Annotated in this window: 10 protein-coding genes; 4 read left to right on the plus strand and 6 right to left on the minus strand. The window is 39.2% G+C overall.

Features of this window, described 5'->3' with window-relative positions; translation table 11 throughout:
- Positions 1-55 precede the first annotated feature (55 nt).
- Positions 56-1,270, plus strand: a complete 1,215-nt coding sequence (locus CY0110_RS21675; protein ID WP_008277708.1) for an acetate kinase — start codon at positions 56-58, stop codon at positions 1,268-1,270.
- A 35-nt stretch (positions 1,271-1,305) separates the two neighbouring features.
- On the opposite strand, the gene CY0110_RS21680 is transcribed toward CY0110_RS21675, so the two are convergent.
- Positions 1,306-1,872: a DUF3611 family protein gene (locus CY0110_RS21680; protein WP_008277709.1), complete on the minus strand. Its 567-nt coding sequence runs from the start codon at positions 1,870-1,872 to the stop codon at positions 1,306-1,308.
- Between the two features lie 240 nt (positions 1,873-2,112).
- Here CY0110_RS21680 and CY0110_RS21685 point away from each other — a divergent pair, with 240 nt between their 5' ends.
- Positions 2,113-3,183 (plus strand): Gfo/Idh/MocA family protein, encoded by a 1,071-nt coding sequence (locus tag CY0110_RS21685; protein WP_008277710.1) that lies wholly within the window; start codon positions 2,113-2,115, stop codon positions 3,181-3,183.
- 110 nt (positions 3,184-3,293) lie between these two features.
- On the opposite strand, the gene rpe is transcribed toward CY0110_RS21685, so the two are convergent.
- The 5 genes from rpe to sat all read right to left on the minus strand — a co-directional run bounded on the left by rpe (position 3,294) and on the right by sat (position 10,243).
- Positions 3,294-3,995, minus strand: coding sequence for a ribulose-phosphate 3-epimerase (gene rpe / locus CY0110_RS21690; RefSeq protein ID WP_008277711.1), 702 nt, complete (start codon positions 3,993-3,995; stop codon positions 3,294-3,296).
- Positions 3,996-4,140: 145 nt separating this feature from the next.
- Complete coding sequence (locus CY0110_RS21695) at positions 4,141-4,719, minus strand: hypothetical protein (protein WP_008277712.1); 579 nt, start codon at positions 4,717-4,719, stop codon at positions 4,141-4,143.
- A gap of 42 nt (positions 4,720-4,761) precedes the next feature.
- Positions 4,762-6,390 (minus strand): DUF6930 domain-containing protein, encoded by a 1,629-nt coding sequence (locus CY0110_RS21700; RefSeq protein WP_008277713.1) that lies wholly within the window; start codon positions 6,388-6,390, stop codon positions 4,762-4,764.
- A 223-nt stretch (positions 6,391-6,613) separates the two neighbouring features.
- Positions 6,614-8,827 (minus strand): caspase family protein, encoded by a 2,214-nt coding sequence (locus CY0110_RS21705; protein WP_008277714.1) that lies wholly within the window; start codon positions 8,825-8,827, stop codon positions 6,614-6,616.
- A gap of 252 nt (positions 8,828-9,079) precedes the next feature.
- Positions 9,080-10,243, minus strand: coding sequence for a sulfate adenylyltransferase (gene sat, locus CY0110_RS21710; RefSeq protein ID WP_008277715.1), 1,164 nt, complete (start codon positions 10,241-10,243; stop codon positions 9,080-9,082).
- Between the two features lie 268 nt (positions 10,244-10,511).
- On the opposite strand from sat, the gene CY0110_RS21715 reads away from it, so the two are divergent.
- Together CY0110_RS21715 and CY0110_RS21720 are read left to right on the plus strand one after the other, a co-directional pair.
- Positions 10,512-10,880, plus strand: a complete 369-nt coding sequence (locus CY0110_RS21715; RefSeq protein ID WP_035800294.1) for a response regulator — start codon at positions 10,512-10,514, stop codon at positions 10,878-10,880.
- A gap of 16 nt (positions 10,881-10,896) precedes the next feature.
- The coding region (locus CY0110_RS21720) for a response regulator (RefSeq protein WP_008277717.1) at positions 10,897-11,719 on the plus strand (823 nt) is incomplete at its 3' end.

The raw sequence follows: 11,719 nt of genomic DNA on the forward strand, positions 1-11,719 counted from the left end.
TTCAATAATTAATTTTCGAGGTATGATAAAAACATGATTTTATTCAGAAAAGATCATGAAAATTTTGGTACTCAATGCAGGATCAAGCAGTCAAAAAAGTTGTCTATATAGTATAGAAGGAAACAGTCTGCCCAAGTATTCCCCTGAACCGATTTGGACAGGGAATATTGATTGGACAGTGTCAAACAATGAAGGTATTTTAACAGTAAAAGCCAACAAAATTAAACAAACCATCACCTTAAATAAGGACAATAAAGCACAAGCAATTCCTAAAATGCTGGAGACATTAACCCAAGGTGAAACCAAAGTTATTGACAACTTAAGTGATATTAATGTTGTGGGTCATCGAGTGGTTCATGGTGGAAAAAACTATTCTGAAGCGACGAAAATAACACCCGAAGTCAAAGCAAAAATTAGTGAATTAATTCCGTTAGCTCCTAATCATAATCCTGGTCATATTGAAGGAATAGAAGCCATTGAAAAAGTCTTAGCAGATGTGCCTCAAGTCGCCATGTTTGATACAGCCTTTCATCAGACCATTCCCTTAGAAAATGCAGCTTATCCCTTACCTTTTGAATGGTTAGAAAAAGGAATTCGTCGCTATGGATTTCATGGGATTAGTCATGAATATTGTGCCAATCGTGCAGCCAAAATTTTAAATCAGCCCTTATCTTCCTTAAAATTAATTAACTGTCATCTCGGTAATGGCTGCTCTTTAACCGCCATTAAAGACGGTAACAGTATCGACACAACCATGGGATTTACGCCCTTAGAAGGGTTAATGATGGGAACCCGTAGCGGTTCAATCGATCCAGCTATTTTAATTTATTTAATGGAAGAATATTCCTTAACCCCAGATGAATTAAATACCCTATTAAATAAAGAATCAGGCTTAAAAGGCGTGTCAGGAATTTCTGCTGATGTGAGAGCAATTGTAAAAGGCATAGAAGAGAATAATTTTCGCGCTCAATTAGCCTTTGATATGTATATTCATCGTTTGCGATCGCATATTGGTTCGATGTTAGCAGTTTTAGGCGGATTAGACGCTTTAATTTTTACTGCCGGAGTCGGGGAAAATGCAGTATTAGTACGAGAAAAAGCCTGTGAATCCTTTGAATTTTTAGGATTAAAATTAGATAATACTAAAAACCAATCCTCTCCTATTGATGAAGATATTGCCACAGAAGACTCATCCGTGAGAATTCTAGTGATTCATACCGAAGAAGATTGGGCGATCGCTCAACAATGTTGGCATCTTTGTCACTGCTAAGTGATGATAAATATTATTTTTTATAGTTTAGTCGTTCACTCTCGTGTAATCCAGTTGAGCAATCCTAAAGAATTTATCGTTCCCAATGCGTGTGCGCCTAAAATAGTGACATTTACAAAATCCAAAAACAAATCTGCTGTTTCAATTGCCTGCTGTTGTCCGTAGACTCTAGGACCCTGGGGTTGAGCAATCGCTTGAGCAATTATACTTACTACCGTCGTTTCTGAAGCCAAAAATGCCAAAATTAGTCCTGTTAAACTAATTATTAGAGCAATACGTAATAAATTGACGATCTCTAATCGATTAGGTTGTATAGGAGTAGCTGATTTCAGTTGCTTCGCTATACGATTATAACGCCAAGCAAAGAAGATTCTAATTCCCACAGCTACCAAGCTAGCAATTGTCAAAAAAATACTGATACTAATGGCTGTATTATTAGCAGGTGTGCCTAGTTTACGACTAAATAAAATTAATCCCAAAATTAGGGCTGAAGTTGCACCCAGAATTAGATGAATCCAGTAACTGATTTGACTTAAAAGGCGTAAAACACTTGCAAATTTAGCCCTGTCAGGAAGGTTAGGAGAATTTAATTTATTTTGCATTACAAATATTTAGTGATCTTTACTATTTAGATAGCAAAATATTATCTTTTTTCGACTCTGCCAAAAGAGACAAATAATATGAGGAGAGAGAGACGACTTCGTTTTCGGTCTTTAATCCTATCTATTTCTTTACATTATGACAAACTGTGTTAACATCTTGGGTGATTGACTCAATAACTAACTTATGCAGAGGCGAGACAATCAAAGTTGGTGGAGGAGTTTACAGGAGCGACCTAGAAAATGTCAGATACACAACAACCCCTAACATCTCAGAGAAGTCTTTTTGATCCCATTCGTATCGGTGTGATCGGAGTGGGTAACATGGGACAACATCATAGCCGAATTCTTAGTTTATTGAAAGACGTAGAATTAGTCGGCGTGTCTGATGTTAATGTTGAACGGGGTATCGATATTGCCAGTAAATATCGAGTCCGTTTTTTTGAGAATTATCAGGATCTTCTGCCCCATGTGGATGCAGTGTGTATTGCTGTTCCTACTCGCTTGCATCATTCTGTGGGTATGGATTGTTTACGGGCAGGGGTTCACACTCTGATTGAGAAGCCTATCGCTGCTAGTATTGCCGAAGCAGAATCTTTAGTTAATGCTGCTGCTAGTTCTCATGGTATTCTCCAAGTAGGTCATATTGAACGGTTTAACCCTGCTTTCCAAGAACTGAGTAAAGTCTTAAAAACAGAAGAGGTTCTAGCCCTAGAAGCCCATCGCATGAGTCCATATTCTCAACGGGCAAATGATGTTTCTGTCGTCTTGGATTTAATGATCCATGACATTGATTTACTTTTGGAATTAGTAGGATCTCCTGTGGTCAAACTCACCGCCAGTGGTAGTTGCGCCTCTAATTCGGGTCATCTTGATTACGTAACAGCCACTTTAGGGTTTGCTAATGGCATTGTTGCCACCCTAACAGCGAGTAAAGTAACGCATCGGAAAATTCGTCGTTTAGCAGCCCATTGTAAAAACTGTTTAACTGAAGCGGATTTTCTTAACAACGATATTTTAATTCACCGACAAACAACAGCTAACTATAGTACCGACTACGGACAGGTTTTATACCGCCAAGATGGATTAATTGAAAAAGTTCATACCACCAAAATAGAACCCCTACACGCCGAATTAGAACATTTTGTTCATTGTGTTAGAGGAGGGGATCAGCCTTCTGTTGGCGGAACTCAGGCTTTAAAAGCGTTACGATTAGCCAGTTTGATTGAACAAATGGCCTTAGATGGTAAAGTTTGGCAAGATTCTGATCTGAGTTATCAATATCTCAATCCGTCTCAAATGACTTTTTCCTAAATCAGTAAGATAGGCCCTAACAACTGTTGAAATCCACTTTGCTGTTTTGCTGTTATCAATGATCATCTGAAAAAAGCGATCGCTATTGATCGCTTTTTACCCTAAAAAAATTAGACAGTGGCTAACTCAGGTTGAGGACGCTTGCTGTTACGAATTCCTTCGATAGCTTCTGCATAATCATCAGCTTTAAAGACGGCAGAACCAGCTACGATCGCATTCGCTCCTGCTTCTAACACCTGCCAAGTATTGCCTGGCTTAAGACCACCATCTACTTCAATCCAAGGATCAAGTCCTTTTTCGTCACACATTTGACGTAATTTGCGAATTTTACCCACCATTTCAGGAATAAAGCTTTGACCCCCGAAACCGGGGTTAACACTCATAATCAAGACTAAATCACATAATTCTAAGACATATTCAATTAAGTCCAAAGGAGTAGAAGGATTGAGAACAACCCCTGCTTGTTTTCCTAATTCGCGAATTTGACCTAGAGTACGATGTAAGTGGGGGGAAGCGTTATGTTCTGCATGAACGGAGATAATATCAGCCCCTGCTTTAGCAAAGTCAGCTACATATTTTTCAGGCTCAACGATCATTAAATGAACATCGAGAGGTTTCTTAGTATAGGGACGAATAGCATCAACAATTAATGGGCCGATGGTGATGTTAGGAACAAAGCGACCGTCCATGACATCAACATGAATCCAGTCTGCGCCCGCTTTATCCACTGCCTCAATTTCTGCGCCTAAACGGCTAAAATCCGCCGAAAGGATGGAAGGGGAAATAACAGTAGATTTGGTCGATTGAGTCATAATAATAGTGTTTCTCCGTCGGATTGCTTATGTCAATAATATTAACAAAGTATTTAGATTAGTCTGACATTTTTATGCACTTTTGACTAGGAATCAGAGAAAACTTATTTCAAAAGACCGATACTGTTGCCCAAAAATAAGTTAATTATCTTCCCCAGAGGGCTAAACCACCGCCTCTTCCCCGTGCAGCGATTAAATTATCTTCTATTAAAAAGTAAGTAAAAAAGGCTTGTTTTTTGAGCTTTTCTTCGTAAAATTTTTTTTCACTGTCTTGTCCCCCACGAATCGTGCCTTGATAGATATTAAAATTACCTAGGGCGATAGACATCTGAGTAAAGTCAAAAGCAAGAATATTTTTCGGAGATAAAAATTTAGCAGGGCCTGTTAAAGTTAGATTAATTGCACCTAATTTGATAGAGTTTTCAATTGTTTCTGGTTCAGACGAAGTTGCTGGATTATAAGTTAATTCAACATTAGCCCAACGGGGTAAATAACGTCCGGAACGTAAAACGACCCCGGCTTGATTTTGAACTTGTTTTGTTCCTGTAATAAAGCAAAGTCGCCAGGTTCCTTTTAATTGTTGGGGAGTATAAGAAGGTTTGGTTTGACGGCTCAATTTTTCAGCAGCCACTAAGGCAAGAACTAACTTATCAGAAGGGGGTTTTTCCTCTCGTTTTTTAAAGCTCCAGGTAACAGCTTGTTGAAGGCTTAATAGATAATTCATAACTTTATTAAACAGGGAAATAGACAACTATTTTCTGTAGAATTAATCAAATTCTGATTCAGGCATCAATTGTAAGATCCCCATAGCCAGGGCTTTAGGTTCAAGATATTGGGCTTCAAAGACGGCTAACATATCTTTTAAGGTTGGATTACCCCTAGACCCCCCTGTTACTCCCATAGCCACCACTAAACCGCAGTATCCCCCTGTTTGCTGACACCGTTGATCCCATTTTTTTCGAGCTTGTTGATGTTCTGGGTCATCTTGCATAAATTCCCCAAAAATAAACAGAGAATTATCTCCAGTTTGTAAAAGTCCTAAATCGTACATTAATTCTTCCCAGGGGTCTTCTCCTGGATTAAAACAAACCCCTTGCAGATTTCCTGCTTCTTGGAGAGTTTGAATCATTTGTTTAGCTTTGGGTCGAGAGGTTTGAACCACAACCACTGGCATTCCCTCCCCTTTAGGAATAGCTTGATGGGAAGGATAATAGGTTTTTGGGTTATGTTGTAATTGTTCTAGGGTACTCCAAGGAATAACCCCTAAACTTAGAAAAGAATTATCAGGAATTAAGTCATCGCCCAAAGGAAACTTAACTTTATTTTCTTCATCTTCTTCCCTTTCTAATCCCTCTAATAATTCTGCTGTCAGTTCAGGGAGGGTCGAGACTTTTAAATTAATCATCTTAGGTTCACCCTTTTCTGACATATCGGTAAAACGATGATATTTTTGAATTTTATCGATAATTTCGTCGGTTAACGATATTTTATTACGTTCAAAGAACCGTAAGAAAGCTTGTATTGCATAATAAACAATTTTCGCTTCTTCTTCATCGAGAAAAGGACGAATCCCTTCATAGGGATGGATACTACCATATCGAGGTAAGGTTAATTCTCCCTCAGTATCTTCATCTTCTTCATCGAAATCATCGTCATATTCGTCTAAATCTTCAGTAAATTCAAAATTTAAAAACCAACAGTCTTGAGCTAAAAAAGCTTGTTCAAGAAGATGACTTGATGTTTCCTCTAGAGCAGCTTGACGAAACTGTTTAAGAGACTCTAAGGAACGATACAATAGAAGACCATATTCATCTCCCGACATTCCCATGGCGCAACAATAAAGGGTATCAATTCCCCAACGATTAAATTCAACAGAAATAATATCGTAATCAGCCAGAATATCCCACGGTGCAGCCTCGGCTACCTCGTGAGCGGTTTGGATTAACAATGGTTCATAATCAACGGGTAGAGCAGGAGGACGAGTATCTTCAACGGCTTCAAAACTACGAAACAATTGATCAATTAAGGGTAAATCTGGGGCATAATCAATGGAGATGTCTAAACTTTGTAACGCTCCTCGCAGGAAAAATTGTAATTCTCGATTCCGTACGACAATTTTTTGCGGTCGGGCTGGTTGGGCTGGACTGTGAGGGGTTTCGATCGCTCTGAGTAGGGTTCTGACTACGGCTTCTGGTCCAGCATCGGAAGGGGTCACATCCATTGCTCTAACCACCCCTTGAGAACCATCAACCCAGATGATACATTCTTCTTGTTCTGGGTTGCCGGGAATTCTACCTCTAAGACCTGCTACAGAACGGCGATCGCCTTCCCAAACACTGGGAATTTGAGGAATTCGTTGAAGCCGATGTTGCGTGGTTTGAGGCAAATTATTCATACAACTTAATCTTTAAAGTGAGGTGAGCGGATCTGACAGAGAAATTGTTAAGTTCTTGATAGCCGACCGTCAACCCCCATTTTAGCTTAAAAGACAAGGGGGAACCGTTAAGTCTACTATTGTCTCTATCCTCGACCGAAGTTGAAAAAGACAGGAGCTTATAGCCATATCTTGCACCTTTGATAAAGCAAGCTAAAATTTGACGGGGTGCAAGAATTGGTCATTAAATCACTTGATAAACAAAGCTTAAGGTTGACCAAGCTTTCACATCGAGGATGTAGGTATCAGGATTAGCTTCAAGTAGGGTATTGGTTTGGCTACTGGCCGTTTCTAAGTCTTGTAGCAGTGCTTTAGCCACCACTAGGGGATTTTGGAGAGTGAGAATTTGATCTTTATCGGTTTTAAACTCGGAGATTTTTTTCAAGGCTTCTAAGGTTTTCTCAAACGGGGCGATGGCTGCGATCGCCAGAGTATGTTCCCATCCTTTGGTACTTGAGGTTGTCCAGGTTAGTCCAGTAGAGGTGGCGGGGACAAAACCTTTCATTCCTGGTTCAATAAACCGTTGTTCATCCTCACTGGGTTCTATGTCTTCTTCGTAGGGAGGAACATAAGCGATCGCTTTGCCACTGCTGTTAATGCCTAATACCAGATAATAAAGGGGTTTTTCTCCTAAATTTTCTAACCGATAACGTAACCGAGTTCCTCGGGGTACTTTTGGTAACCCTGCAAGGTTAGGCTCTAGGGGTACATTTTTATTATCTTTGGTTTGTTGTTGTATCGTTTTGCTATTGGTTCGGGCGGTTTGTCTTTGAGCAATAGCATAGGATTTAGGATCAAGTCCTTCGAGTATGACGCGCCAAGGCACTTGAGACGAGCCCTCATTCAGAGTTAGTCCCCATAATTTCATGGCTAGAAGTTTCTCTAGGGTAGGACGTAATCGTTCAATCGCTGATTTAATAGCTTCTCCTGATTTACCAATGGTGTTGGGAAGTTCTACTCCTCCTGGAAGAAAGAGAGAGTAACTCTCTCTTTCTTGAACTTGAGAGGAGGGAGTTGAAAAAGAGGAACGCAACCCTAAAATGCAATCAATGGGTTGTTCTCCTTCGGTCATAACATCAGAGACAATATCAATCGCTGAAAAAGCACTGGTGGCATCCACTCGTTCAATTCGTTGTAATTTGGGGTCTAAAGCAACGGTTAAACCGATACTACGGGGTAAACAACGAAGCGATTCTTGTAATAATTGTCCGACGGCTAACGGTTTGTTGGAATCTTGGTCTGAAGAGAGTTGACGAACTTTACCTGTTAGTCCGTTGCAAGAACGCAATTGTAAGGGAGTTGATGACGATTGGTCATTCAGGGGATAAAAAATGGAATCAAGGCCGTAATATCGGACAATATTTGCTGGAAAACCGGTCAAGGTGATGTTAGCTTTCTCTGCATCTTCCAAACTACTAATAAAGGCTTCTGAGCCTTGAGATATAGGAGGCAGCAGATAATAGGTAAACAGAGGTTGAGAAGGACTATTTTCTTGTTGAGGTTCTTGTTTTCCTCCCATGATGGGAAGTATTTGTTCTGTGGTTTTATTTAGGGTTATATTTAGGCGACTTGCAGGAACACTTGACCATAGATGTTGTGTGAGAGCATAGGTAAAGAGTCCTGCACTAAACCCATTCCCTTTAATTTCTGTTGCCAGTTGTCCAGAGCGAGCGGCCGTGAGAATGATGCCGGCGCTGCTTCCTGCTTTGCTTTTGGGAAGTTTCTGTTTCAGTTCTGCTTGGAAGGTAAATTCGTCTCGTTCTATATTATCAGTGGGATAAGGAAACGATCGCACCCTGAGATTTCCTTGAACCGTTTGACCAATACTGTGATAACTCGTATCAAGAATCATGGTTACTTTATCTGTAGAAAGCGATCGCCCCAATAACCGTAAGGTATCTTCGAGAATATTATCCGTGCTAGGATTTCCTTGAGTTTTTGTGATGCCATCTTTAGCAATAATCCCTGGTAATTGACCTTTGGTAATAGTGGGGACAATATCAGGGGGGATATTAACGTAATTCCCATAACCGCTAAAGTGAAAGATAACCACATCCCCTGCTTTAGCTTGTTTAATTAAATGTTCTAAGAACGCCGTTTCGATCCCTTGACGGGTTGCTTCTTTATCGGTCAAAGTTAAGACATCTTGGGGATTAAACTTAAAACGGTGAATCAGTAAATCTTTTTGTCGTTCAACGTCCGTGACACAACCTTTCAGGCTATATCCCTGTCCATAATCGTTAATTCCCACCAACAAGGCCAGTTTACGATGGGTTGGTTCTGCTAGGGTTTGATAATATTTTTGTAGTTGCTGGTTTGAATTTAGCCATGTCAGGCTTTCTTGAGTGACCCCCCAGGTGAGTAAGGTCTGTAAAAAAGTCCGCCGATCCCATTTCATGGTTTCTGTTTGCTCTCTTGGGAAGATACCGCTATTATACTCGCGCTAAGATGTATAGGCTTCATTTATTCTATTACAAATTTGTTGCTTACAGGGAGTATATCGAAGAATCATAACCATGACAACAATAGAGTGGGTGGGTAGAGGTTTCTCGTCTTCGGTCTCTGTTGAAAAGGGTGTAGGGGGTAGGGATCAATCTATAATCTTTCTGTCAAGAATTACCACACCCCACACCCAGGAGCAAAACAATAATTAATTTTGCATGGCTTTAATTAATTCGGCTGCAACTTCTGGACGAGAAAACTGAGGGGGTGGCATTTCTCCCCGTCTTAGCATTTCTCTGACTTTGGTTCCTGATAGGTGAATTCGTTCTTCTTTACTACTGGGACTGGTTTTGGTGGTGGCCATTTGTCCAGTTCGCTTACAGTAGAAAGCGTGTTCAAATTTCATTGGCACGATACCTAATGCGTCGGGATCGAATTCGTCAAAAATATGTTGAGCATCATAGGTTCCGTAATAGTCCCCAACCCCGGCGTGATCCCGTCCGACAATAAAATGGGTACAGCCATAATTTTTACGAACGATAGCATGAAAGATAGCTTCTCTTGGGCCTGCATAACGCATGGCGGAGGGGTTGATGGCGAGAATTACCCTATCTTGGGGAAAATAATTATCCATCATAATTTCATAACAACGCATCCGTACATCAGCCGGAATATCGTCGCTTTTGGTAGCACCGACGAGGGGATGTAAGAAGAGTCCGTCTACTACTTCTAGGGCGCATTTTTGAATATACTCATGGGCGCGGTGGATGGGGTTACGGGTTTGAAACCCAACGACAGTAGACCAACCTCTTTCTTTGAATAATTTGCGAGACTCGGCCGGATCAATTTGATATTTTGGGAATAATGGGTGTTCATCCCGTTGTAATAACCAAACCGGTCCAGCTAAATTAACAGCCCCTTGATCGTAAATAACTTTAACCCCTGGGTGTTTGCTTTCATCAGTTTTGTAAACGTTGACAGCTTCGTGGGTTTTATTATAGTGGTACTTTTGGGTCAGTTCTAGCACTCCTATGAAGTTACCGTTGGGATCGTCTAGTCGTACCCAGTTACCTTCTTTGAGAGAGTCGGCAACTTCTTCACTCACCGATAGGGTAACAGGAATAGACCAAGGAACCCCATTACTTAGGTGCATTTCTTCGACAACAGTTTCGTAGTCTGCCTTTTCCATAAAGCCTTTGAGAGGACTAAACCCACCAATGGCAATCATAACCAGATCAGAAGTAGCCCGTTTATCTAGGGTAATTCTTGGTAATTTATCGGCTTGGGCTAAAAATTCCTCTTTTTCTGCAGTGGTCGCAATACGATTAATTAATTGACCGCCGTGAGGGGCAATGCCATCTGTATGTGTCATCTTAATTATATTTTTATAGTAGCTGTCAAAATTCATCCTACCAGGGTCTGAGAACTTTGGGTGAACTAAACTAAATAAATGAGAAATAAGGAAGCTTTGAGAGAATACACTGCTAAAATAGGAACAATTATATATGGACAATTTTTTCCTAGAAGTTCACTATGATGAGTTAATAAATAAACGACTCATTAATTTTCTTTAGGACTGAAGCGTGGGATGTTAGGAAAAGATGTTTGATGAATCAGAAAAATTCTAAGGTATCGTTTTCATGAATATAATGGTTGTCGATGATGAACAAGACATTACCCTCTTGTTTAAACAAAAGTTTAGAAAAGAAATTCGACAAAAAAAGGTAGAATTTTCTTTTGTTTTTTCTGCTGAAGATGCTTTAAATTGTTTAGATAACCAAGAGAACCATTTAATTCTTATTTTAGCTGATATTAATATGCCAGGAATGAATGGGTTAGAGTTGCTGAAAATTATTAAAGACAGTTATCCAGATATCAAAGTATTTATGATTACTGCTTATGGAGATGATTATAACTATCAAACAGCCATACAATGTGGAGCAGATGATTATCTTACTAAACCCATTAAATTTGAACATCTTAAAGAAAAAATTAATGAATTAATTTAACTAAAATCTGAGTTATATGGAAATCCCTAAAATTTTAGTTGTTGATGATGAGTTAGATTTAGAGCGACTCATCAGACAAAAATTCAGAAAAAAAATAAGACAAAAAGAACTTGATTTCGTATTTGCTCATAATGGACGAGAAGCCCTAGAATACATCCAAGTCCATGGTAGTATCGATATCGTTTTGACTGATATTTATATGCCTGAAATGGATGGACTGACTTTATTAACTAAAATCCAAGAAATTGATCCAATTATTAAAGCAATTGTTATTTCTGCCTATGGGGATCTTGATAATATTAGATCAGCCATGAATTGCGGTGCTTTTGATTTTTTAACTAAGCCTATTGATTTTCAAGATTTGGAAATCACTACAAGTAAAACTTTAAATCATGTTAAACAAATTAAAACGGCTTTAAATCAAGAAAAAGCAGCCAAAAAAGCACAAGAAAAATCTTTAAATAAATTAAAACAAGAGATTGAAAAACGTAAAGCAGTTGAAGAGGCTTTACGAAATAATGAAAAGCAGTTAACCCAATTTTTAGCAGCTATTCCTGTGGGTATTTTTATTATTAATGCTCAAAATAAATATCCTTATTATGCCAACAATATAGCTCAACAAATGTTTGGGGAAAATATTTTAAATAATATGACTTATGATGAGTTATTAACAACTTATCAGCCCTACTGTTTACATACTGGCAAAAAATATCCCCTTGAGCAATTACCGATTCAGCGAGCTTTACGAGGAGAAGAACCTAAGGTTTCGGATATCGAAATTCGTCATAATGAACAGAAGATCCCTCTTGAAATTTCTGCTCACCAATTTATGATGAAAA

This window comes from Crocosphaera chwakensis CCY0110 (assembly GCF_000169335.1).
In the GTDB taxonomy this organism is placed as follows: domain Bacteria; phylum Cyanobacteriota; class Cyanobacteriia; order Cyanobacteriales; family Microcystaceae; genus Crocosphaera; species Crocosphaera chwakensis.

What these genes read in the sequence shown, in the direction of transcription:
- CY0110_RS21675 (WP_008277708.1), top strand. Translation starts at nt 56, where the DNA reads ATGAAAATTTTGGTACTCAATGCAGGATCAAGCAGTCAAAAAAGTTGT.
- CY0110_RS21680 (WP_008277709.1), bottom strand. Translation starts at nt 1,872, where the DNA reads ATGCAAAATAAATTAAATTCTCCTAACCTTCCTGACAGGGCTAAATTT.
- CY0110_RS21685 (WP_008277710.1), top strand. Translation starts at nt 2,113, where the DNA reads ATGTCAGATACACAACAACCCCTAACATCTCAGAGAAGTCTTTTTGAT.
- rpe (WP_008277711.1), bottom strand. Translation starts at nt 3,995, where the DNA reads ATGACTCAATCGACCAAATCTACTGTTATTTCCCCTTCCATCCTTTCG.
- CY0110_RS21695 (WP_008277712.1), bottom strand. Translation starts at nt 4,719, where the DNA reads ATGAATTATCTATTAAGCCTTCAACAAGCTGTTACCTGGAGCTTTAAA.
- CY0110_RS21700 (WP_008277713.1), bottom strand. Translation starts at nt 6,390, where the DNA reads ATGAATAATTTGCCTCAAACCACGCAACATCGGCTTCAACGAATTCCT.
- CY0110_RS21705 (WP_008277714.1), bottom strand. Translation starts at nt 8,827, where the DNA reads ATGAAATGGGATCGGCGGACTTTTTTACAGACCTTACTCACCTGGGGG.
- sat (WP_008277715.1), bottom strand. Translation starts at nt 10,243, where the DNA reads ATGACACATACAGATGGCATTGCCCCTCACGGCGGTCAATTAATTAAT.
- CY0110_RS21715 (WP_035800294.1), top strand. Translation starts at nt 10,512, where the DNA reads ATGAATATAATGGTTGTCGATGATGAACAAGACATTACCCTCTTGTTT.